Origin of the sequence: Segatella copri, from assembly GCF_051861805.1 — a bacterium.
In the GTDB taxonomy this organism is placed as follows: Bacteria; Bacteroidota; Bacteroidia; order Bacteroidales; family Bacteroidaceae; genus Prevotella; species Prevotella copri_M.
Map to the genome: position 1 here is coordinate 816,326 of NZ_CP146520.1, position 22,597 is coordinate 838,922.

At 45.9% G+C, this 22,597-nt stretch carries 18 protein-coding genes and 1 tRNA gene; 9 read left to right on the forward strand and 10 right to left on the reverse strand.

The genetic code is table 11. From position 1 onward, the window contains the following. Positions 1 to 79: 79 nt before the first annotated feature. Together V8Z93_RS03075 and V8Z93_RS03080 are read right to left on the reverse strand one after the other, a co-directional pair. On the reverse strand, positions 80 to 2,059 hold the full coding sequence (locus tag V8Z93_RS03075) for a caspase family protein (RefSeq protein WP_439432367.1): 1,980 nt from the start codon (positions 2,057 to 2,059) through the stop codon (positions 80 to 82). Between the two features lie 20 nt (positions 2,060 to 2,079). After that, positions 2,080 to 2,778: a hypothetical protein gene (locus V8Z93_RS03080; RefSeq protein ID WP_439432368.1), complete on the reverse strand. Its 699-nt coding sequence runs from the start codon at positions 2,776 to 2,778 to the stop codon at positions 2,080 to 2,082. 786 nt (positions 2,779 to 3,564) lie between these two features. Between V8Z93_RS03080 and V8Z93_RS03085 the strand changes: the two genes are divergently transcribed. The 4 genes from V8Z93_RS03085 (at position 3,565) to aat (ending at position 7,407) form a co-directional block, all read left to right on the forward strand. Continuing rightward, positions 3,565 to 4,071, forward strand: a complete 507-nt coding sequence (locus tag V8Z93_RS03085) for a flavin reductase family protein (RefSeq protein WP_439432369.1) — start codon at positions 3,565 to 3,567, stop codon at positions 4,069 to 4,071. A 10-nt stretch (positions 4,072 to 4,081) separates the two neighbouring features. After that, a complete protein-coding gene (locus V8Z93_RS03090; protein ID WP_153122911.1) occupies positions 4,082 to 4,384 on the forward strand; it encodes an ATP-dependent Clp protease adaptor ClpS in 303 nt (100 codons plus the stop codon). Positions 4,385 to 4,500: 116 nt separating this feature from the next. Beyond that, positions 4,501 to 6,735 (forward strand): AAA family ATPase, encoded by a 2,235-nt coding sequence (locus tag V8Z93_RS03095; protein WP_439432814.1) that lies wholly within the window; start codon positions 4,501 to 4,503, stop codon positions 6,733 to 6,735. A gap of 6 nt (positions 6,736 to 6,741) precedes the next feature. After that, positions 6,742 to 7,407 carry a leucyl/phenylalanyl-tRNA--protein transferase gene (aat, locus tag V8Z93_RS03100; protein ID WP_439432370.1) on the forward strand — a complete coding sequence of 222 codons (666 nt, stop codon included), beginning with the start codon at positions 6,742 to 6,744 and terminating at the stop codon, positions 7,405 to 7,407. Between the two features lie 138 nt (positions 7,408 to 7,545). On the opposite strand, the gene pafA is transcribed toward aat, so the two are convergent. Further along, positions 7,546 to 9,156 carry an alkaline phosphatase PafA gene (gene pafA / locus V8Z93_RS03105; RefSeq protein WP_439432371.1) on the reverse strand — a complete coding sequence of 537 codons (1,611 nt, stop codon included), beginning with the start codon at positions 9,154 to 9,156 and terminating at the stop codon, positions 7,546 to 7,548. Between the two features lie 344 nt (positions 9,157 to 9,500). On the opposite strand from pafA, the gene V8Z93_RS03110 reads away from it, so the two are divergent. Continuing rightward, positions 9,501 to 10,364, forward strand: a complete 864-nt coding sequence (locus V8Z93_RS03110; protein WP_439432372.1) for a hypothetical protein — start codon at positions 9,501 to 9,503, stop codon at positions 10,362 to 10,364. An 84-nt stretch (positions 10,365 to 10,448) separates the two neighbouring features. Here V8Z93_RS03110 and V8Z93_RS03115 read toward each other — a convergent pair. Next, positions 10,449 to 10,522 (reverse strand) — tRNA-Ile (locus tag V8Z93_RS03115). Positions 10,523 to 10,699: 177 nt separating this feature from the next. Between V8Z93_RS03115 and V8Z93_RS03120 the strand changes: the two genes are divergently transcribed. The 4 genes from V8Z93_RS03120 to V8Z93_RS03135 all read left to right on the forward strand — a co-directional run bounded on the left by V8Z93_RS03120 (position 10,700) and on the right by V8Z93_RS03135 (position 16,090). Continuing rightward, positions 10,700 to 13,339, forward strand: a complete 2,640-nt coding sequence (locus tag V8Z93_RS03120; RefSeq protein WP_439432373.1) for a calcium-translocating P-type ATPase, PMCA-type — start codon at positions 10,700 to 10,702, stop codon at positions 13,337 to 13,339. A 1-nt stretch (position 13,340) separates the two neighbouring features. Beyond that, positions 13,341 to 14,279, forward strand: coding sequence for a bifunctional riboflavin kinase/FAD synthetase (locus V8Z93_RS03125; RefSeq protein ID WP_439432374.1), 939 nt, complete (start codon positions 13,341 to 13,343; stop codon positions 14,277 to 14,279). Positions 14,280 to 14,330: 51 nt separating this feature from the next. Continuing rightward, on the forward strand, positions 14,331 to 15,164 hold the full coding sequence (locus V8Z93_RS03130; RefSeq protein WP_439432375.1) for a lysostaphin resistance A-like protein: 834 nt from the start codon (positions 14,331 to 14,333) through the stop codon (positions 15,162 to 15,164). Between the two features lie 80 nt (positions 15,165 to 15,244). Next, positions 15,245 to 16,090 (forward strand): hypothetical protein, encoded by an 846-nt coding sequence (locus tag V8Z93_RS03135; RefSeq protein ID WP_439432376.1) that lies wholly within the window; start codon positions 15,245 to 15,247, stop codon positions 16,088 to 16,090. A gap of 101 nt (positions 16,091 to 16,191) precedes the next feature. On the opposite strand, the gene V8Z93_RS03140 is transcribed toward V8Z93_RS03135, so the two are convergent. The 6 genes from V8Z93_RS03140 to V8Z93_RS03165 form a co-directional block, all read right to left on the reverse strand. After that, the gene (locus V8Z93_RS03140) at positions 16,192 to 17,604 is read right to left on the reverse strand and encodes an AAA family ATPase (RefSeq protein ID WP_439432377.1); all 1,413 of its coding nucleotides are present in this window, start codon (positions 17,602 to 17,604) and stop codon (positions 16,192 to 16,194) included. Positions 17,605 to 17,972: 368 nt separating this feature from the next. Next, positions 17,973 to 18,473, reverse strand: a complete 501-nt coding sequence (locus V8Z93_RS03145; RefSeq protein WP_089544823.1) for a pyruvate ferredoxin oxidoreductase — start codon at positions 18,471 to 18,473, stop codon at positions 17,973 to 17,975. Continuing rightward, complete coding sequence (locus V8Z93_RS03150) at positions 18,463 to 18,978, reverse strand: RNA polymerase sigma factor (RefSeq protein WP_089544824.1); 516 nt, start codon at positions 18,976 to 18,978, stop codon at positions 18,463 to 18,465. Before V8Z93_RS03150 ends, V8Z93_RS03145 begins: the two co-directional genes overlap by 11 nt. Before the next feature lie 201 nt (positions 18,979 to 19,179). Beyond that, positions 19,180 to 19,950, reverse strand: coding sequence for an acetylglutamate kinase (gene argB / locus V8Z93_RS03155; protein WP_006849201.1), 771 nt, complete (start codon positions 19,948 to 19,950; stop codon positions 19,180 to 19,182). Between the two features lie 81 nt (positions 19,951 to 20,031). Next, complete coding sequence (gene speA, locus V8Z93_RS03160; RefSeq protein WP_218412569.1) at positions 20,032 to 21,924, reverse strand: biosynthetic arginine decarboxylase; 1,893 nt, start codon at positions 21,922 to 21,924, stop codon at positions 20,032 to 20,034. A gap of 114 nt (positions 21,925 to 22,038) precedes the next feature. After that, positions 22,039 to 22,566, reverse strand: a complete 528-nt coding sequence (locus V8Z93_RS03165; RefSeq protein ID WP_439432378.1) for a shikimate kinase — start codon at positions 22,564 to 22,566, stop codon at positions 22,039 to 22,041. Positions 22,567 to 22,597 lie beyond the last annotated feature (31 nt).

A 22,597-nucleotide genomic window follows, 5' to 3' on the forward strand; every position in this document is an offset into this window, starting at 1 on the left:
CGTAGATATGGGTAAAAAAACGCCCATTTTCGTTATTGTGTAAATAACTCTAGATAGGCGAACCTGAAACAAAATAGCTTTATTTCAGTTTCCAATTTTTCCAATTATTCCCAAGCTTTGGTGCTGTGAGAATTGCTGGTGATTGTAGTTTGCCATTCGTTACTACAGATTGGCGTTTTACTTGTGTTTGTATGTAGTCGCCAAGCTCGCCTAAAGTAACATTGCCTTTTGTTTCTTGAAGCTTCTTCAAAAGATAGTAAGTGAAGAGACCATGACTTCGCTCTTTGTATGGGTAGGCGGTTTCATCTCCTTGTGCGGCTGTGAATACTACCATATTGCCTGTTGGACTGCTAGATTTTACCTTTATGGCAATACCGCGAGCCGAAGCTAACATGCTTCCATCACGGTTTGCACCGCTGAAGCATGCATCGAGAAATACCGTCACCGATTTTGAAGGCTGACTTCCCAACGATTTATATAAGTCTTCTAAGGCATATCCTGTTGTTACATCAGAACCATAGCCATCAACTGGAAGCAGGTAAGTACTTTTATTCTTTTCGTCTGGAATACCATGACCTGCATAGTAGAATATAATACGTGAATCTCCATTGTATGCATTGATTACATCTTGAAGCCATTTTATCTCATGTTTTATATTATTCAGAGTCGCATTAGATATAAAATGTATGTTCTTTTCAGGAATACCTAATGTCTTATTGCAGTATTCTGAAAAGATTTTTCCATCACGATTTGCATACAGTACGGCTTTCTCACTTTGATATTTTTCATTTGCGATAATAACGGCAAATACATTTTTGCTATTAGTTGTAGTGCAAGGTATGTTGTCATCAGTATCGATATGTTGCTGATTTTTAAAAAAGCTAGCTAGATAAGAATTTGATGTGCTGTTGTAATATGTGGAGTCATTGTTGACAATTTGGTCGTATATTTCTTTAGCTTTGTCAATATAACCTAACTTACAATAAAATTCTCCTTTTGTATCTAAGAATCTATTGTCATTGTTACTTAGTTCTATAGCTTTATCTATTAAACTTATAGCTTCATCTTCGTTTTTTTTCGTGCCAAATCCATAGAATTTGCAATATGCAATTCCATTGTAACCATCTAGATAGTTTTTTTCTGTAGCTTTGGAGAATAGACGAAGTGCTTCTGGATAGTTTTTTGACACTCCTTGTCCTAAATAATATGACCATCCTAAGTCACATAATGCTTGTGGTACACCTTTATTTGCAGCTTTTGTAAGCCATTCGTTTGCTTTTTTATAGTCCTGCTTTGTGCCAACGCCTTGTTTGTAATATAAAGAACCAAGCATTAGCTCTGCTGTTGTGAAACCTGACTCTGCAGCCTTTTGGGTCCAATAGAAAGCTTTAACTTCATCTTTTTTGACGAACTCTCCATCTAGATACATAACTCCAAGATAAAATGCTCCATTCGAAGAACCTTTTTCTGCTGCTTTTTGTAAAAAGTCATATGCTTTTGATAAATCTTTACTAACACCAATTCCACCGTGATATAAAAAACCAACATTCCACATTGCATCAATATTACCATTTTTTGCAGCTTTGTTCATCCATGCGAATGCTTCGCTGGGATCTTTTTCTACTTCTTCCCCATTGCGATAACAATACCCAAGAAAGTATTGCGCATTTGCAATACAAGATTTGAAATCATCGTGTTTCATCAATTCTGTATCATTCTCATGATTAGCGCATTTCTTCCACCAAATAATAGCATTAGCAAGATTTTTGGTGACGCCTTGTCCGTTAGCATATAGGTATCCTACTAAATATTGAGCTTGTGCTAAATCTTGTTTTGCAGCTTTTAATCCCCAGAAATAAGCTAGCTTTTGATCTTCTTTGATACCATACCCATTGTGATAGAATGCAGCTAGTTGGTATTGAGAAACAGCATCCCCATACTCTGCTTTTCTCATTATTTCGTCAATGTTAATGTCGGTATTATGTTGAGCTTTCATTTGTTGTGCAAATGAAAGGAGCACTATGATTATTGTACAAATGTATTTTATCTTATTCTTCATAATTTTGTATTATTTGATAATTAAAATATATTATTCTTGGTGCAAATTTGTGAACAGAAAATCTTTCCTTTGAGCCATTCGTATTTGTTCTCTAAATGGCTTTGAAGTACTGCTCTGATTTCTTTTGGCATAAATGGAGAGAATATAATCTCTTTGATTAAAATTTCTGGATTAATCTCCAATAGATAATAACTGCTGTTATCTAATAGACACAAACGAATCTCTCGTTCATCTTTGTAGAATGCTCTTTTGGTGAAAATCATATCCTTTGTGTGAAAGGAACGTATCTCATCTTCAGAGTACGCTACATTATCTAGTATAATGTCTTTTTTAAAATGGTTGTCTATACAATTAACTAAATTCTTATTGGTTGTTGTTATTCTTATGCCATACTTAGAAGTATAATTTTTCCACATAAGATAATTCTCTGAGTAACAACCTGTGTTATTACCAATGGCACGTGTCCAACATGAAATGCAGCAAGAATAGGCCGATGCCCATTTGGCATAGGATTCTTCGTCCAATGCTTTCTGTTTTTGCTTATTCTTTTCCTGTGGAATTGGAGGAAAAGAGCCTTTTAGTCCTAGTTTCCATCCGTGTTCGTTTAAATCTTCAAACTTCTGACGGTTATTGATGTATAATTTCTTGGAATCCAACAAACTCAGTAAATATTCAGCGTCCATATATCTGTATATGGGAACGTCTTGTTGTTTCCACATAGCTTTTGATACATGAATGCCATTTATGAATAAGTAGTCTTCTTGATTGAAGTCTTTTTGGAATGATATGGTCATTTTACACATGGTGCTCCTTGATAAGCCAACGACTCCAGAATTGGCAGTTTATTTTTAAGTTCTCTCATATAGCATAGAAAAACGTGGAGCCAGTCCTGTCGCTCGTTCCACGTGTTAAGGCCTTCGCATTGCCCAGAATGTCGAAACGAGCAACGCTGAAAGCCCCACGTAGATGTGTATATAATTCCTCCTCTCTACCAACGAGCATATTGCTCGAAGCCAAAGAGGGCTGTATATAATACACCCTGTAGGGCGTCCCCGTTGCTTTGTTCTTGACATTCTGTTTGAAGTTGCGAAGTTCTAACACGTCAAAACCAAAGCGTACAGTTACGCCTTAATATGTATATGTCGCCCCGACCTCCTGCCCTTTGGGGGCTTTCTGCAAGGGTTACGGTTGCAAAGATAGTGATAATTTCGCTAAGTTGTATCAGAAAATGGAGATTTTTTTCATGAATGCAAAACTTTTCCGCTTTTAATTTGTTTTTGTAGGTTTTTGCAATTACTTTTCGCCACTCTTCTACCTGATGCTATCTTGATACCCTACTAATATTTTCTGCGATTTCGATATTTTCTGATAGAAACATTCGCTTTTTCAGATTATTCTTGTATCTTTGCAGGTGATATGCAGTGTTAGGCGATGAATTGGCATGGCTTTTGTTGAATGCTGCAATATTTCATTAATTAAAATATACAGAGAAAGGAAAAGATAAAATGGAGAAAATCAACGTAAAAAAACTGAATGATAATGTCTTCGAGACTATTGGCAAAGAGTGGATGCTGGTTTGTGCCGGCAACAAGGATAAGTTCAATATGATGACCGCTTCCTGGGGCTGCCTGGGCTGGCTATGGAACAAGTCGGTGGCTGTGGTATTTATCCGTCCGGAACGCTACACCCACGGCATCATCGAGGAGAATGAATTCATGACCCTCTCTTTCCTCGGACATAGCGAGGAGGCTCGAAAGATATATAACTTCTGCGGATCCAAGAGCGGACGTGATTTCGATAAGGCAAAGGAAACAGGATTGACTCCTGTGGAAACCGATAACGGCAGCATCGCCTTTGAACAGTCACGACTCACCCTGGAATGCCGCAAACTCTATAAGGACAATATGACGGCAGAAAAGTTCCTCGATAAGGACCTGCTGCAGTGGTATGGTGCCAAGGGCGGATTCCACGATGTCTATGTCGTAGAGATTACCAATGCTTATACAAAGTAATAATTAAAATATGGCTCAAGAACAGACTGCAATTCGTGAACGCCAGAAAACCAGGCTCAAGGAGCCGGGGCGTTACGTGGTGATGATGTTCAACGATGACTTCACACCGATGGATTTCGTGGTGGATATCCTCGAAACCATCTTCTTCAAGTCGCAGGCTGAGGCTGAAGCTATCATGCTCAAGGTTCATCACGAAGAAAAAGCCGTGGTGGGCACCTACAGCTACGACATTGCCAAGAGCAAAGTGGAAAAAGCGATGGAGAAAGCCCGTACGCAGAAATATCCGCTGAAGCTCACTTATATGCCAGAATGATAGGGGGCTTTTCAAAACCCCCGATTCAAGTTTTAAATCCCGAATAAAGAAAGGAAAAGAATAGAATGGACAGTATGGGATTAACCCGATATATGAGTGTCTTGATGGACGATGCCATGAGGCAGGCCCGATTCTTCGACCACGAGTTCGTGATGCCGGAGCACATGCTCCTGTCATTGCTCCGCCAGTATGCCTTCTGCCAGGCTTTGCAGGAGGAGGGCGTGGATAGTCTCAAGATGCACGAAGACTTGGTGGGATGGCTCGCCAAGCAGGAGCGTGTGCCTGAAAACATCAAGTATCTGCCGGAGCCTTCGTCGCTCTTCAAGACCATGTTTGGAACGGCATGCGCCTTGGCTGCTGCCGCTGATAGAAAACTCGTGAATGTGCCTCATTTCGTGCAGGCGATGTTTGGCTTGCAGAACTCAGAAGCCGCTTACCTGTTGTGCAAGAACGTGGGCGACCGTCAGGGCGAATTCCTGGCGAGTGTGGATAGCTATTATCCGCTGGAAAATGAACCAGGTGATGAAACCCTGATGATGGGTGATGGCTACGATGAGGATGACTATGATAACGATTATGATGATGACGAAGAGGAGGGAAGAAGCCGACAGCCTCAGGATTGGCACCAGTTGGTTACCTGTATCTCTGATCAGGTGGAGGAGCACAATCCGCTCATCGGCAGAGAGCAGGAACTGGATAGAACCATCCAGGTGCTCTGTCGTGCAGAAAAAAACAATCCGCTTCACATCGGCGAACCGGGCGTAGGTAAAACCGCCCTGGTTTATGGTCTTGCCAAACTCATCAACGAGAATCAGGTGCCTGATCGTCTCAAGGGAGCACGCATCTATGGCATGGACATGGGACAGATGCTTGCCGGCGCCCAGTATCGTGGCGATTTCGAAAAGCGTATCAAGATGGTGATGGAGGGAGCCGCCAAGGAAGGCAATACCATCATCTATATTGATGAGATTCATAATATGATAGGTGCAGGCCGTGGCTCTGATGGTGGACCGGATGCTTCCAATATGCTGAAGCAGTATCTGGAGGCTGGCGACATCCGATTCATCGGCTCTACCACCTACGAGGAGTTCAACCGCTACATGGCTCAGAGCAAGGGCATCGTGCGCCGCTTCCAGCAGATTGACATCAAGGAACCTACCGAGGAGGAGGCTATCAAGATACTGGAGGGGCTGCAGTATAAATATAATAAGTTCCACAACGTAACTTATCGCAAGGATGCCCTGGAGTATGCCGTTCGTGCCAGTGCCAAATACATCAGCAACCGCTGCCTGCCTGACAAGGCCATCGACCTGATGGATGAGGCGGGTGCTTATCTGGAGGTGCATCCTGTGGAATATCGCCAGCGTTCCTACGTTACCAAGGCGATTATCCAGCAGATTCTTACCAAGGTCTGCAAGATAGATGCGGCTGCCATCAAGGATGAAAACAATGATTCCCTGGCTACGCTCCGCCAGCGCATACTCGACAAGATCTACGGTCAGGACAAGGCTGTGGATAAGGTGGTTGAGGCTGTGATGATGGCGAAGGCTGGACTGGTGGATGATGACAAGCCGATGGCTTCGCTGCTCTTCGTGGGTCCTACGGGCGTAGGTAAAACCGAGGTGGTCCGTGTGCTGGCTAAGGAACTCGGCATCGAGCTGGTGCGCTTCGATATGAGTGAATACACCGAGAAGCATACCGTGGCTAAACTCATCGGTTCTCCTGCCGGATACGTGGGTTATGAAGATGGCGGTCTTCTGACCGATGCCATCCGCAAGACCCCAAACTGCGTGCTCCTGCTCGACGAGATTGAGAAGGCGCATAGCGACATCTACAACATCCTGCTGCAGGTGATGGACTATGCCCGATTGACCGATAACAAGGGTCAGAAGGCAGACTTCCGAAACGTAATCCTCGTGATGACTTCCAATGCCGGAGCGCAGTATGCATCCCAGGCAAGTGTAGGTTTCGGTGGTAATGTAACCCGTGGCGAGGCAATGTTGGCTCAGGTAAAGAAGACTTTCAAGCCAGAGTTCATCAACCGACTTTCCGACACTGTGGTGTTCAACGATATGGATAAGCACATGGCAGAACTGATTCTTGCCAAGAAGCTTCGTCAGCTCGATGCAAAGTTGGCAGCAAAGGGAGTTTCTATTACGCTTACCGATGCGGCAAGAGAGAAGATTCTGGAGTGGGGCTTCACCAAGGAATATGGTGCCCGCGAGATGGACCGTGTCATCGGCAACCGCCTGAAGCCAATCCTGATGAAGGCGCTGCTCTTCGGCAAGCTCAAGAAGGCAGGCAAGGGCAGCGTAGATTTCGATGGTAAGGAACTGGTGGTTAATTATTAGGAAGCAATGATATTACAGATAGATGAAAATGCGGAAGAGATTTATTTTCCCGATCCGCATTATGGTGATGAAGACGGATGTTTTGCGATAGGTGGCGACTTGAGCATCGACCGCCTGCTGCTGGCTTACAGCAACGGCATCTTTCCCTGGTATAGCTTTCGCGACCAGCCGGAGATTCTCTGGTTCTGTCCGATGAAGCGCTTCGTCATCTTCCCAGACGAAATCCACGTCAGTCATTCCATGAGAACCCTGCTGAGAAAGAACCGATACAGCGTGGGAATCAACGAAGATTTCGATGCTGTGATTCGTGCCTGCAGCAAGACCAATGGCCGCTACGAGGAAGAGGGTGCCTGGTTGGGTGAAAACATCATTCAGGCATTCACCGCCCTTCATGAGCAGGGCTTTGCGGCAAGCGTGGAAGTATGGGATAATGAGACCGGTGAACTGGTGGGTGGACTTTATGGTGTTACCATCGGCAAGGTTTTCGTCGGTGAGAGTATGTTTTCCAAGGTTCCATCAGGCTCTAAGATAGCCCTCATTTTCCTGGCCCGTTATCTGCAGGAGCATGGAGGCAAGATGATAGATTGCCAGTTGGAAACCCCGCATCTCAAGTCGATGGGTGGCAGATATATTTCCTACGAGGAATATATGGAAATCATGAATGATGATTAGGAAAATCATGCATGAAAGAATATAATTATGCATGAAGAATACAATCTGCATGAAAGAATAAAAGAGTTTCTCTTTTGAAGAGGAAATAAATAATAAAGGCTAGGTTCCCGATTCTGGGAAACCTAGCCTTTGTTTTGTTTAGAATATCGGTGTGCCGATGCAGCCGTTAGGTGCTTGAATATGAAGCAGGGCACATACGGTAGCGGCAATATCCGTCATATAGTGAGGCTGGGCGCTCTCGCCGTGCTGGATGCCCCAACCCATAAACAGGCAAGGAATATGGATATCGTATGGATTCCATGCTCCGTGGGTGGTTCCCTTGCTGCTGTAATAATCGTAGTGACCTGGTTTCAGTACAATCTGAACACCTCCGCTGCGCTCACGGTTGTAACCGTTGATGGCACGGAACTTCAGCTCTGCAGGAATGCTCTCTGTGGAGGTCTTCTCCATGTCGAAGGCATAGTGCACATCCTTGTCTTTCTTCAATCTATCTACCACTGCCTGCTTGATGGCTGCGTAATCCAAACCGAGTTCTTCGATGATATCTGTGTTGAAGAACACCTGGTAGTTCATGATGGTCTTCACGAGGTCCTTATCGGTATTGAACTTAGCTTTCAGAATCTGATTCAGCTCTTCTACCAATCCCTTTTTGTTCCAGATGCCGGCAGGGATTCGTTGGTCCTGTAGGAAGGTGGCGTTGTTTACGCCTCCATGGTCGGCGGTGAGGAAGGTGAGATAATTCCCCTTGCCCACGGTCTGGTCGAGATAAGCGAAGAAATCCGCCAACGCCTTATCAAGTCGGAGATAGCAATCCTCTGTTTCTATGGCGTTCACGCCCACCTGATGACCGATGTAATCGGTGCTGGAGCAGCTGATGGTCAGCAGGTCGGTATCTGTGTTTCTACCCAGGTTCTCGCCCTCGATGGCAGCCTTGGCAATATCGAAGGTCAGGTTGCAGCCGAATGGGGTGTTGCGGAGAATCTTGTAGCCATGCTTCTTGTATAAGGCAGGCAAGTCGAGTGGCAATACCGCCTTCTCGCCCTCAGCGATGCCGTTCTCATAGTTGTTGTCATCGCTGGTGCTCTCCTTATAGGAATCGATAGGGTAGAGCGTCTCCCATTTCTTGGAAAGATACTTGTTAGGCAGTTTCTGCTTGTTGAACTTGTTCACCCACTCTGGCAACTTTTCCATATAGAAGGTGCTGGTGATGAACTTGCCCGATTTATCATCAAACCAGTAAGCGCCATTGGCGTGATGACCGGCAGGGAGGATGGAAGCTCTGTCTTTCAAGGCCACGCCCACCACCTTAGAGCGGTTGTTGGTAGCCAGACGGAGTTCATCGCCGATGGTAGTTACCCACAGGTTGCGAGGCGACATCTTGCCCGCCTTGCTATCAGAGCCCACAGGGCTCACGGTATCATCAGCAGTACAGTACACAACCTTTCCATCCTTCACGAAGTTATTTCCGGCGATTCCGTGGATAGAAGGCACGGAACCGGTCCAGATAGAAGAGTGTCCGATAGCTGTAACCGAAGGGATATAAGGAATCTTGCAGTTTTCCACGCTGAATCCTTCGCCGAGCATTCTCTTGAATCCGCCTTCGCCGTAGCGGGCGTAGTAGCGATAGAGGTAATCCCATCGCATCTGGTCGATTACGATGCCTACAACGAGCTTAGGTCGTTGAGGCTGAGCCTGTGCAATGCCGCAGAAGCAGCAGAGCACGAAGATGAGTTTAAAAATCTTATTCATTTCTCTACATGTTATTTGATACATCTATATCTGATATAGATAGATTGTAAATTGCAATATGTTTTAAATACGCTTGCAAAGATACAATTTATTTTGGGATAAAACAATAAAAACAGAAGAAAAGAGAAAAAACTCTATGATTGAAAAAAAAACTCCTAAAGGAGTGAACTTTTCAGATTTTATTTGTACTTTTGCCATGTCATTCAGTATTTTACTGTTTTTTAGCAACACTAGGATAAGTGAATTTACTGATGTGGCAATATTCTGAGTAACTTTAGGTTGTTCAGCTGCTTGTGAAAATATAGAGTTTATAGTGTTGTGGAAATTATTTAAATAATAAAGTCATGAAGGGGAGAACTATAAAAAAAGTATTTTTGTTGGTGCTTTTGCTGGTATCATCAGTTGCTGTTGAGGGAAAAGAAGATGTAGAAATTATAGGGAGAGATATGGATAGTACGGGCTTGGTATCTTCCTACACAGGACATGATTTTTATATCGGTGGTGCTGATGCTGCGTATCTGGATCATATATGTTGGAAGTATATCTTGCCATCGAGTGATGGGAAAGAGAATGTTGTCATTCAAAAAAGTGACACGAAAGATTTCTCTATCCCACAAATAGATGATGCCAGTAAGTATCATATCAATATCAATGGTGATATTGATGCCAAGATAGTTTTAGAGGGAGAGGTGAGAGGACAGAAAATATCTTGTGTTTATAATTTGACTCTGGAATTAAAGCCTAGAATCAAAAGTGTAAAGGTGGTAAAAATCGTTAGTAATATGCCAAAGTACGATTCTTATGATGTGTATTATGATGTTGAATATGTTGGTAGCGATGAATTGTTTATCAGTGTAGAAGAGGAATATGGCGGTGGTATGTCAAGTCAGATAATCAAAGAGCCGTTTTATGCTCATGTTAAATCTGAAAATATCACTGCTCCTTATTATGCTTGGATAGATATTTCGGCAGAGAACAAATATGGTAAGGATGTATATACTTTAGAGCTACCTCCATATGGCAATGTTGCCGGAATAAATAACCTGCAGTTAGATGACAGGCATTTTATAGTTAGGGATTTGTATGGCAATCGTAAACTTTCGACAAATAGCTTTAGCAGTTTACAGAGTTTGCCTGCTGGTGTGTATCTGGTGGAAATTTATTCTGGCAAGACAAGAATAAAGACTATAAAGTTTTATAGGAAATGAAGCAATAGGGTGTGTTCTAATAAGGATATTTGAAAACGAAAAAAGCAGTTAAGCGATTTCTGCTTAACTGCTTGATTTTCAATGTGGACCAGCTAGGGCTTGAACCTAGGACCTCCAGATTATGAGTCTGTTGCTCTAACCAACTGAGCTACAAGTCCATTGAATTTTTATCAAATTCGAGTGCAAAGATACTAGATTTTAGGCAAATAACCAAATAAAATCTTAAAAATTTTCTTAGAATCAGAAAAATACCGTATCTTTGCACCAAATTTATGTGCGCACACGTGCGTATGTACTTATTAATCGTACAAAAAGAAAAGAATTTCTATTCAGAAATGGACATAGACAAAAACAAAAGAATCGGTCTTACCGACGAACAAGTAAAACAGAGCAGGGAACTGCATGGCAAAAACGTGCTCACCCCTCCTCAACGTACCTCATTATGGAAACTGTATTTGGATAAGTATCGCGATCCGATTATCCAGATACTCCTCGTTGCGGCTTTCGTTTCCCTTATCCTCGCTTTCATCGAAAAGAATTTCATGGAGACCATCGGTATCTTCGTGGCAGTTTTCCTTGCTACAACCGTGGGCTTCTACTTTGAGCGCGATGCGGCTAAGAAGTTTAATCTGCTTACGGCACTCAGCGAAGAGCAGCCGGTAAAGGTGCGCCGCAATGGTAAGGTGATGGAAATTCCACGCCACGATGTGGTGGTGGGAGATGTGGTACTCGTGGAAGTGGGCGACGAGGTGCCTGCCGATGGCGAACTCATCGTCTGCAACGACCTGCAGATGAATGAATCTACCCTGACGGGCGAACCCGTTACTGAGAAATCTCTGGAGGGCGGTGGCGATGGAGCCTATCCTCGCAATGTCATCCTCCGTTCTACCATGGTGATGAATGGCAGGGGCGAGTTCGTGGTTACTTCCGTGGGCGATGCTACCGAGATTGGTAAGGTGGCGAAGAAATCTACCGAACAGACTTCGGTGGAGACACCGCTTCACATGCAGCTCGATAAGTTGGCAAAGATGATTTCCAAGGTAGGCTCCGTGGTATCTGTGGCAGCCTTCTTCATCTTCCTGATTCACGATATCCTCACCAACCCGGCATGGGGCGGCAAGGATTATTTCTATATGGCAGAAATCGTGCTGAAATACTTCATGATGGCTGTTACCCTGATTGTGATGGCGGTGCCGGAGGGATTGCCGATGGCGATTACCCTTTCCCTGGCACTCAACATGCGAAGAATGCTGAAGTCGAACAATCTGGTGCGCAAGCTCCATGCCTGCGAAACCATGGGTGCCGTTACCGTGATCTGTACCGATAAAACCGGTACGCTTACCCAGAACAAGATGCAGGTGAGTGCCCTGGAACTCAAGCAGGGCGATGAGGCGCTGCTCGATACTGCCATCGCCCTCAACTCTACAGCCGAGTTGAATGACGGCAAACCTATTGGAAATCCTACCGAGTCGGCTCTCCTGCTCTGGCTCGATGCCCAGGGCAAGGATTATGAAGAACTCCGCAGGCAGGTGAACGTGCTCAAGCAGTTGCCTTTCTCTACCGAGAGAAAGATGATGGCAACCTTGGCAGAAGTAGATGGCGAGACCTATCTCTTCGTAAAGGGTGCGCCTGAAATCGTGATGAAGAAATGCATCATCGAAGATAGAATGCAGAGACAGTCAGCCGAAGAACTCGATGAGTGGCAGCATAAGGCAATGAGAACCCTGGCGTTCGCCTATAAGAAGATAGAAACTTCTATCATGAGAACATCCAGAACCTCTACTGCCGAAGTGGTAGCACTTCTCGATGCCAACGATCTTCAGTTGCAGGCCATTGCAGCCATTGCCGATCCTATCCGTCCGGATGTTCCTGCTGCCGTGCAGGAGTGCCGCCATGCGGGTATCGAAGTAAAAGTGGTTACGGGTGATACGGCTGCCACCGCCATGGAGATAGGCAAGCAGATAGGTGTCTTCGAAGATGAACCTGAGAATATCGGAGCAGATGGCTCTCTGACCTCGTTCGACCAGCAGATGATTACGGGCGAACAGTGGGAGGCGCTTTCTGATGAAGAGGCTTACGAACGGGCGAAGGATATCCGTGTGATGAGCCGTGCCCGTCCTACCGATAAGCAGCGACTGGTGGCGATGCTCCAGAAGCGTGGCGAGGTGGTTGCCGTAACAGGTGATGGTACCAACGATGCTCCGGCGCTTCACTATGCCCACGTGGGCTTGTCGCTGGGTTCGGGAACTTCCGTGGCTAAGGAGGCTTCGGATATGACTCTGCTCGATGATTCCTTCAAGTCTATCGCCAACGCCGTGATGTGGGGACGTTCGCTCTATCGCAACCTGCAGCGCTTCCTCTTCTTCCAGTTGGTAGTAAACGTGGCAGCCCTCCTGCTGGTGCTTGGCGGATCTGTCATCGGAACCGAGATGCCGTTGACGGTTACCCAGATTCTCTGGGTCAACCTTATCATGGATACCTTCGCAGCCCTGGCGCTCGCCTCATTGCCTCCATCTCACGAGGTGATGAAGGAGAAGCCACGCAAGGCATCCGATTTCATCATCAACAAGAGCATCGGTTTCGGAATCCTGTTCTGCGGCATCGTCTTCTTCCTCGTGATGTTTGCCCTGCTGGTTTACTGCGAGCGCAGAGGCAAGGGTGGGGTAGATGTGCATGAACTGACAATGTTCTTCACCACCTTCGTGATGATTCAGTTCTGGAACCTCTTCAATGCCAAGGCGCTGATGAGTCATCACACCGCCTTCCGCCATTTCCTGAAGGATAGGGGAATGATTCTGGTGCTTGTACTGGTATTGGTGGGTCAGTGGATCATCGTAACCTTTGGTGGCGAAATGTTCCGCACCACACCATTGTCGCTCCACGAGTGGCTGCTCATCATCGGTTCCACCTCTGTTGTGCTCTGGGTGGGCGAGCTGTGGAGAGCTTTTAAGAGAATGATAGCAAAGAGAAGATAGAATGAATACAATACATTATAACGATACCGTGCAGTTGCCGCCATGTGTGGCAACCATCGGTTTCTTCGACGGGGTGCATTGTGGACATCAGTTCCTGATTCATCATCTCGTAGAGACAGCACGAAAGGATGGCTTGCAATCCACCGTCATCACCTTCGATGCGCATCCCCGCAAGGTTTTGCAGGCGGATTATCAGCCAGAGATGCTGAGTACGCTCGATTCCAAGCTGCTGCTGCTTTCGAAGACTGAAGTGGATAATGCCGTGGTGCTGCATTTCGACAAGGCGATGGCTGCCATGTCGGCAAGGGAGTTCATGCAGCAGGTGCTCCACGACCATCTCAACGTAAGGAAACTCTTCATCGGCTATGACCATCGCTTTGGTCACAATCGTGCAGAGACTTTTGAGGATTATGTGCGCTATGGCAGGGAGATGGGCATTGAGGTAATCAGGAACGAAGCCTTCCAGATAGACGGCATCAACATCTCTTCTTCCGTAATCCGCTCTTTGCTGAAAGAGGGAGAAGTGGAGATGGCAGCCCGGTGCCTCGGTTTCCCTTATACCATCATCGGAAAGGTGGTGAACGGATTCCATGAAGGCAGAAAGCTCGGCTTCCCTACAGCCAATCTCGATATCTCTCACTTCGGACAGATGATTCCTGCCCCTGGCGTCTATGCCGTAAAGGTAAGACTGGAGAACTCGGTGGTATGGAAGCGGGGAATGATGAATGTGGGCAATCGCCCTACCTTCAATGGCAAGCAGATAACCCTGGAGACGCATATCTTCAATTTCGATGGCGACATCTACGACCAGCTCCTACTTGTAGGCTTCATGAAGCGGATAAGGGGCGAACGGAAGTTTGACGGTCCCGAGGAGTTGGCGGCGCAACTGAAGGTGGATGAGCAGACCGTGCTGGATCTCTTCGAAAAGGAAGCGAAATGATAGCAAGAATGCTATTAACTATAAAACAGTTAATTATAAACTATAAAAGCAATGGCAAAGATTAATTTAAAGAGAGGTTTGACGGATGTAGTCCTCTACCTTATTATATTTATAGTAGTACAAATCATCATGATGTATGCCGGTGCAGGAATCTGGGCAGGCATCAAGGGCGAAGGTTATCAGGCAACGCTTCAGGCAGCAAATACGGGCGGTAACGCCATTCTTACGGCGCTTATTTCGGTGTTCAGCAGTGTCATCACCCTCATCATCTTCCTGAAGGCGAAGTGGACGCCGCTTACCCGCGGTTATCTGCTTTCCAAGCCTTGGGGCACGCTTCTCTGGGTGGCATTGTTCACCTTGGGCACCATCATTCCTCTGTCGTTCCTCTATGAACAGCTGGGCATCGAGATGGATGAGAATACTCAGCAGATATTCACCTCGCTGATGAAGGAGCCTTGGGGCTATGTAGCGGTCGGCATCCTGGCGCCTCTTGCCGAGGAGGTAGTGTTCCGTGGAGCCATCCTCCGCACCCTGCTGGGCATCATGAGCAAGAAGAACCATTGGGTAGCCATCATCATCTCTGCAGCGTTGTTTGGTTTGGCTCATTTCAACGCGGCACAGTTTATCAATGCCCTTCTGATGGGCTTGCTTCTGGGATGGATGTATTATCGCACCGGCAGTCTTGTTCCGGGCATCCTGCTCCACTGGATAAATAATACGATGGCGTATGTACTTACCAACATCATGCCGCAGAGCGACGGCAAGCTCATCGACCTCTTCCATGGCGATGAGAAGACCGTATATTACGCCGTAGGCTTCTCGCTCTGTATCATGATTCCAAGTTTTATACAGATGATTATCAGATTAAAGAAAGCAAAAGCATAAGAGATAAATAAACGAGTGAAAAGGTTACCTGGATGGGTAGCCTTTTTTCAGATATATAATCAGATAGATAAGTAGATTTTATGAAGATAATAGAAAGCAGTATCATAGGAAAGAAGAGCCCTGAGGCTTGTGAGGATGGAATGGTAGTTACCGATGATTTCATCGCAGTGATTGATGGCAGTACGAGCAAGACTCCGAAGCATCTCAATCCTGATATGAAGAACGGAAGATATGCCATGATGCTTATCTCGGAGTATATTCGTGAGGAGTTGAAAGCGGATGCCTCGGTAGATGATTTCTGCCAGGGTGTGACAGCCTATATATATAATAAGGTGTATGAAAAGCTAGGGATGGAAGAGCGGTTGAAGGAGCATCCGGAAGAGCGGCTTACTGCCTCGGCTATTCTTTATAGCCGGACAAGGAATGAAGTATGGATGGTGGGCGATTGCCAGGCCATCATCGATGGAAAGCTTTATGAGAACGGCAAGCCTTATGAGCAGGAGATTGCCAGAAAGAGGGTAGAGCTGATAGAGCAGGGCATTTCGCCTGCTGAGGCTAGAAAGCAGATAGAGCCATTATTGATCGAGGCGATGCTTTCCGGGCAGAACCAGACCTATACGGTTATCGATGGATTCCCGGTTTATCGGGAGGGAGTGAAGATTGTAGCGTTGAAAATGAAACCTGCTTCAAGTAGCATTGAAACATACTTTCAAGAGCATCCGAAGCCTGTTTCATCTCCCAATGAAGTAGTATTGGCTAGCGATGGCTATCCTTTCCTGAAGCCAACCTTGGCAGATAGTGAGGCTGCCTTGGCGCATCTCATCGCCCACGACCCTCAATGCATCCACGACTTCATTGCCACTAAGGGCTTGGTGGCAGGGAACAAAAGCTTCGATGACCGCACTTACATACGGTTTAGGGTATAAAATAATGCTCTTAAATAGTTGTAAATCATAAATAAACACAAGATACACAACCTTGTGTAACACCCCCCCCCCTCCCGACGCATCACTTTGTGTACTTGCAACTAAAATAGTTCATTGGCAGTTATCTCTTTCTGAATTTGATTCCAGTATTCATTGTGTGTCACTCCATTTGTCGTAATCATTGTTAGGAGAATCGACTTCTTGGTCTTAGTGTCATCAATGAATCTTTCCACTTTATTGTTGAGCGACATTGCATAATCTTTCGTAATGGTATATTCTCCTTTTGAGAACTTAATTTCACAAATGTTGATGATGTTGTCGCTCCTATCTAGTACCATGTCTATTTGAGCACCAGAGGAGTGCATTCCTCCTTTCGCTTTCCAAGAATAGCATTGTGTGGCTACACCAGCAATCCCCATCGCTTGTTTGATTTGTGGAATATGCTGAAAGCAAACTCGCTCGAAAGCCAATCCTGTCCATGCGGCTCTGATAGGAGAATTGTAGCTGTTGGACCAGAAATGTTCATCATTGTTTTGGTTCTCTTTGATGTACTTATAATAGAATATAGTGAAGTTATCAACCAATTGGATCAGGTCATCTTTGGATTTTCCCCCATAAGAAGGTATTCGCTTGATGAATCCACATTCCGTCAAGTCTTCCAGCATTCTCGTGAGTTTACCATTGCTTGTAATGCCGCCTTCTTTTACCAATTCGTCACGGGTCATTCCAAGACGGATTGTGCCTAAGGCGTCGATAATCTTGAGATATGATTCTGGCTCATTGAAAAGAGAGTCGTATAACTCATTAAACTCATTATGTAGGAAACCTGTTTCGGAGAAAATCATGTTGTCTATATTCTGGGCCACACTCAGCCCTTTGTCAAGGCGTGACCAATAGAAGGCAACTCCCCCTAAAACCATATAATATTCTATAAGGTCGTAATGAGAAGCACGCATGCCTAGATACTTGGCATATTCTTCGCATTCGTGTAGCGTGAATGGCTGGAGGTGTATGCGATAAGTAACACGATTGTGCAGCCCACCATGGTTTTTTAATACTTTATTGATAATCCATGAGGTGGCAGAGCCGCAGATAATCAAGAGAACATCTTTGCGAGCAGAGGCAAAGGAGTTCCAAAAATATTCCAATGCCGAAAGGAATCCAGAGCGAGGGGTGTCAAGCCAAGGAACCTCGTCTATGAAGATGACTTTCTTTTCTTCCTTGCTTTCTTTGATGAATTGAGCCAGTTGAAAGAAGGCATCGCTCCAATCTGTTGGGATTCTTACTTTCTTCATTCCACTCATTTTTAGGGCATCTCTGAAGTTGCGAAGTTGTTTCTTGAGTGTTTCTTTATACACACCTGTATGCTGAAAGGCAAACTGATAGTTGAAAGCCTCTCTGATAAGGAAAGTCTTCCCGATGCGTCGTCGTCCATAAACTGCCACAAACTCAGAGTATTCTGAGTGATAGGCCTGCTGTAATGTTTTTATTTCTTTTTCTCTTCCGATAAGCATAATGGTCTCTTCTTTTTGAGTGCAAATATAATAAAAATATGCTTATAAGCTGCCAAAACTATACTTTTTAACATGGTTTTGGCAGCTTATAAGCATATTTTTAACATATAACAAACGTCAGGCATCCACTTATTATATTATATACGAAAGATAACAGGTGATTACTTATTTGAAGTCGAAAAACTTTGTGGGTAATGAGAGAGATGAGGATATACAAGGTTATATAAAAATAGCAAGGGCTGCCAGAATATTCTGGCAGCCCTAATACGTTAGTATGTTATGAAAAATTTGAGAGAATTGAAACTTCACAGTTTCAGAATTGTTTTACTAAACATGATTTTTTTTATATAGAGAAAGCATAGAAATAACTACTTCAATATCGTAGGAGAAGCGGTGGTGGTGCTTATCTGGTCGATGCCCGTGCGCTGCATGGAATCAACCGAAGCAGAATCGCCCATGGCTACGGAAACGCCCTTGCCACTCTTGGTGTATCCTACGTTTTCAATCTGGTTATCGACATCGTTCTGGAATGGCACCTGGGCAGCGTTGCCCAAGGTCAGGACGATAGCTACCACGGCAGCAGCCTTGAAGAGAGGCTTCAGACGCTCTGTCAATGAAACGACCTTCGCTTTGTTAGGCTCCTTGGTGTATTCATCTTCAATCATCGCCATCATCTTCTGATCGAAGTCATCACCCAGTGTCTCTTGCTTAGCCTCGCCCATCTCGTAAGAGAAGAGCGCCTGATATGGCTTCAGCTCGGCAGGCAACTCGTCCTGGCTGAAGAATGCACGGAGAATCTCCTCTTCTTCGAGAGAGGTCTCGGCCTTCCAATAGCGGTCCAAAAGTTGGTTGATGTACTTATAATCCATAACTGTCGAATTGTTGAAATCTTTGTTTAACTGTTTGTCGAGCCCTGAAGATATTCACCTTGACCTGGTCTTCGGTGATGCTGAGGATGTCTGCTATTTCCTTATAGGATTTTCCTTCGATGTCTCGAAGTTGCAGACAGCTGCGCTGCTTCTCGGGCAACTCATTAATGATGTTCCTTACGATGTTCAGCTTGTCTTTCTGAATCATTCGTTCGGAAGGAGTGGATGATGTCTCGTCGAGCCTTTCCGTGGTCTGCTCTTCCAGCGAATCATTCTGATTGTCCATCTTCTTGATGCGGTCGAGCGAGAGGTTGCGGGCGATGGTGAGGCTGTAGGCCTCGATGGAGTCAAGCTCCTGCCATCTGTCGCGGGCATTCCAGACTTTAATCATGGTATCCTGCACAACGTCCTCCGCTTCCTCCCGGTTGAGAGTAATGCGAAGGGCCAGCCTGAAGAGTTTATTCTTCAGTGGCAAAACATCGTTTTGGAAACTGATTTTTTTCATCCCTCTATAATTAATGACGACTCACCTGTAAGAAAGTTACAAGCCAGTACTAAAAAAGTTATTATTTAACAATCTCTAACAAATTGGGTATAGGAAGCTTTTGCCCTTACAGGGCGATAGCAGCCCACATTCCTACCCCCAGGGTGTTACCCTGGGCTAGGTGCTTCTGCCCTTTCAGGGCGTGTGGCGTTACATACTTTGCTATTTAATAACAGTTCCGTGCTTTCCGTCAATGGCGGTAGCAAGGGTGATAATCACCTCTTTCACGCCTGCGTCGATGGCTGCAAGGGCATTCTCCAGCTTTGGAATCATGCCGCCTGCCACGGTACCGTCTGCTTTATATCTCTCAAAATCGGCATGGGTAATCACCGGAATCACGCTGTCGTCATCCTCAGGATTGCTGAGCACGCCTTTCTTTTCAAAACTGTATATCAATGTCACGTCGTAGTAAGGAGCCAGAGCCTTGGCTGTCTCGCTTGCGATGGTGTCGGCATTGGTATTGAGGATATTGCCCTTACCGTCATGGGTCAGCGGAGCCATCACTGGGGTGATGCCTTCGTTAATCAGGGTCTGGAGCATCTTGCCGTTGGCACGCTCTACATCGCCTACGAATCCGAAGTCGATGCCGTCCTTCAACGGGCGCTTATGACTATGGATTACGTCCATGTCGGCACCTGTCAGACCGAGGGCATTCACGCCGTTAGCCTGGAGCTTGGCAACCAGGTTCTTGTTGACCAGACCGCCATAAACCATCGTTACCACCTCCAGCATGTCTGCATCGGTGATGCGACGGCCGTTCACCATCTTGCTCTCAATGCCGAGGGCTGCGGCTACCTTGGTGGCACGGCGTCCACCGCCATGTACCAATACTTTCTTGCCAGGGATGGCTGCAAAATCCTTCAAGAGCTGTGCCAGCTGCTCGCTGTCTTCAACGATGGCACCGCCTACCTTTACTACTGTTACTTTTTCCATCTTTAAGTTTAGTTTATAGGTAATAGTTAATAGTTTATAGGGCAATCTTGCTGTAAACTATTAACTATCAACTGTTAATTCTTACTGAAGATAAGTGTATCCAAAGAGACCATTGCGATAGGTGCCCAGGAACTCCTTACCCTCGTCGAGAGAAATCTTGCCTTCCTTCACACTCTTGGTTACCCACTGCTCCAACTGGCGGACGAGTTTCTTCGGATTATACTGTACGTAATCCAATACCTCCTCTACGGTCTCGCCATCGAATATCTGGTCGATGCTGTATTTGCCGTCTTTTACGGAAATATGGGCTGCATTGGTGTCGCCGAAAAGATTGTGCATGTCGCCCAGAATCTCCTGATAGGCACCTACGAGGAACACGCCTAGATAGTATGGCTCGTTCTTCTTCAGTGGATGAAGTGGGAGAACGTTGCCGATATGACCATCGGTTACGAAGTTGGCAATCTTGCCGTCGCTGTCGCAGGTGATGTCCTGCAAGGTAGCGTTGCGGGTAGGACGCTCGTCCAGACGCTGGATAGGCATGATAGGGAAGAGCTGGTCGATGGCCCAACTGTCTGGCAGGCTCTGGAACAATGAGAAATTACAGAAATACTTGTCAGCAAGAATCTTGTCCAATCCTCTAAGCTCCTCAGGCACGTGCTTCATGTGCTTGGCAAGATTGTTAATCTCGTGGCACACGCTCCAGTACATCGCCTCAATCTCGGCACGGGTCTTCAAATCTACGATACCGTGAGAGAAGAGCTGCAATGCCTCTTCGCGAATCTGCTCGGCATCGTGCCAGTCTTCCAGCATGTTGCGGGGATTCAGGTTGTCCCATATCTCATAAAGGTCCTTAACCAACTGGTGGTCAGTCTCCTTTGCCTCAAACTCCTCTGGCATTTCCGGCAGGGATGCAGTCTCCAGCACATCAATCACCAATACGGAGTGGTGGGCAGAAAGCGAGCGGCCACTCTCGGTGATGAGGTTAGGATGCTCGATATTGTTCTTGTTGGCTGCATCAACGAAGGTATAGACACAATCGTTTACATACTCCTGGATAGAGTAGTTTACAGAGCTTTCGCTGCTGGCAGAACGGGTGCCGTCGTAATCTACACCAAGACCACCACCGCAATCTACGAAATCTACATTGTAGCCCATCTTGTGCAGGTTGATGTAGAACTGAGCCGCCTCACGGAGAGCCGTCTGGATGCGGCGGATTTTGGTAATCTGGCTTCCGATGTGGAAGTGGATGAGGCGCAGGCAATCGTGGAATCCCATCTCCTCAATCTTGTTGAGTGCGGTGAGCAGTTCGGCACTTGTCAAACCGAACTTCGATGCATCTCCACCGCTCTCAGCCCATTTACCTGAGCCTGAAGAAGCGAGCTTGATGCGGATACCGATGTTTGGCTTCACGTTGAGCTTGCTTGCCACCTTGGCGATGATATCCAGCTCGTTGAGCTTTTCTACCACGATGAAGATGCGCTTACCCATCTTCTGGGCTAGCAAGGCAAGTTCGATGTAGCTCTCGTCCTTGTAGCCATTGCAGATGATGAGCGAGTCGCTCTGTGCCTGTACGGCGATAACGGCATGAAGCTCTGGCTTGGAACCGGCTTCCAGTCCCAGGTTGAACTTCTTTCCATGAGAGATGATCTCCTCTACAACCGGCTGCATCTGGTTCACCTTGATAGGATAGATGACAAAGTTTTCCCCCTTGTAACCATATTCCTCCTTGGCCTTCTGAAAACAGCTGGCTGTCTTCTCGATGCGGTTGTCGAGGATGTCTGGGAAACGGAGCAGTACGGGAGCGTTGATGTCGCGTAATGCCAACTCGTCCATGATGTCGCGCAGGTCTATCTGCGTGTTGTCCTTGCATGGAGTTACATAGACATCACCCTTGTCGTTGATGCCAAAGTAAGAAGTGCCCCAACCACCAATGTTGTAGAGCTCCTTCGAGTCTTCAATAGTCCATTTCTTCATTTTCTGTTCTTGTCTTGCTTTTTAGTCTATTATAATTTGATGTTGTGAATATACTACGAGTGAAGGTAAGCACTCCTCCTCGCATGGGCTGAGGGGGAATGCTTACCTTTTGGGTTACACGTTCAGCAGCTCTCTAATCTGCTGAACCGTATTGTTAATCTTGTCGAAGTTGTCCATCACATTGACGTCGATGATGTGCTTGGCCTTTTCGTAGAACGGCTCTCGTTGCTGGAGCTGTTCACGGATGAAGACATCCACTTCCTCGGGAGTCTTGTTGAGCAACAGGGGGCGTACGCCCTTGCCCATCTTCAGGTGGGCATGCAGAGTTTCAGAACTTGCCTTCAGGTAGATGGTTTCGCCAGCCTGGTTCATATAGTCCATGTTGTCGTAGAAACAAGGTGTTCCTCCGCCGCAGCTTACCACTACGTTTTCAAACTCTGCCACCTCGTGGAGCATGTTGTGCTCTATGTGGCGGAATCTCTCTTCGCCCATTTCTTCGAAGATTTGCTTCACGGTCTTGCGCATACGGCTTTCGATATACCAATCTAAGTCGTAGAACATCACGCCAAGCTCTTTGGCGAGGGCCTTGCCGACGGTAGTCTTGCCGGCTCCCATATATCCAATGATGATGATTGACTTCATTTCTTTCTTATTATTTTGATAGGATGGCTCC

What these genes read in the sequence shown, in the direction of transcription:
- V8Z93_RS03165 (WP_439432378.1), bottom strand. Translation starts at nt 22,566, where the DNA reads ATGAAGTCAATCATCATCATTGGATATATGGGAGCCGGCAAGACTACC.
- V8Z93_RS03085 (WP_439432369.1), top strand. Translation starts at nt 3,565, where the DNA reads ATGGAGAAAATCAACGTAAAAAAACTGAATGATAATGTCTTCGAGACT.
- V8Z93_RS03090 (WP_153122911.1), top strand. Translation starts at nt 4,082, where the DNA reads ATGGCTCAAGAACAGACTGCAATTCGTGAACGCCAGAAAACCAGGCTC.
- V8Z93_RS03080 (WP_439432368.1), bottom strand. Translation starts at nt 2,778, where the DNA reads ATGTGGAAACAACAAGACGTTCCCATATACAGATATATGGACGCTGAA.
- V8Z93_RS03110 (WP_439432372.1), top strand. Translation starts at nt 9,501, where the DNA reads ATGAAGGGGAGAACTATAAAAAAAGTATTTTTGTTGGTGCTTTTGCTG.
- V8Z93_RS03125 (WP_439432374.1), top strand. Translation starts at nt 13,341, where the DNA reads ATGAATACAATACATTATAACGATACCGTGCAGTTGCCGCCATGTGTG.
- V8Z93_RS03135 (WP_439432376.1), top strand. Translation starts at nt 15,245, where the DNA reads ATGAAGATAATAGAAAGCAGTATCATAGGAAAGAAGAGCCCTGAGGCT.
- V8Z93_RS03130 (WP_439432375.1), top strand. Translation starts at nt 14,331, where the DNA reads ATGGCAAAGATTAATTTAAAGAGAGGTTTGACGGATGTAGTCCTCTAC.
- speA (WP_218412569.1), bottom strand. Translation starts at nt 21,924, where the DNA reads ATGAAGAAATGGACTATTGAAGACTCGAAGGAGCTCTACAACATTGGT.
- V8Z93_RS03095 (WP_439432814.1), top strand. Translation starts at nt 4,501, where the DNA reads ATGAGGCAGGCCCGATTCTTCGACCACGAGTTCGTGATGCCGGAGCAC.
- V8Z93_RS03120 (WP_439432373.1), top strand. Translation starts at nt 10,700, where the DNA reads ATGGACATAGACAAAAACAAAAGAATCGGTCTTACCGACGAACAAGTA.
- V8Z93_RS03140 (WP_439432377.1), bottom strand. Translation starts at nt 17,604, where the DNA reads ATGCTTATCGGAAGAGAAAAAGAAATAAAAACATTACAGCAGGCCTAT.
- V8Z93_RS03075 (WP_439432367.1), bottom strand. Translation starts at nt 2,059, where the DNA reads ATGAAGAATAAGATAAAATACATTTGTACAATAATCATAGTGCTCCTT.
- V8Z93_RS03145 (WP_089544823.1), bottom strand. Translation starts at nt 18,473, where the DNA reads ATGGATTATAAGTACATCAACCAACTTTTGGACCGCTATTGGAAGGCC.
- pafA (WP_439432371.1), bottom strand. Translation starts at nt 9,156, where the DNA reads ATGAATAAGATTTTTAAACTCATCTTCGTGCTCTGCTGCTTCTGCGGC.
- aat (WP_439432370.1), top strand. Translation starts at nt 6,742, where the DNA reads ATGATATTACAGATAGATGAAAATGCGGAAGAGATTTATTTTCCCGAT.
- V8Z93_RS03150 (WP_089544824.1), bottom strand. Translation starts at nt 18,978, where the DNA reads ATGAAAAAAATCAGTTTCCAAAACGATGTTTTGCCACTGAAGAATAAA.
- argB (WP_006849201.1), bottom strand. Translation starts at nt 19,950, where the DNA reads ATGGAAAAAGTAACAGTAGTAAAGGTAGGCGGTGCCATCGTTGAAGAC.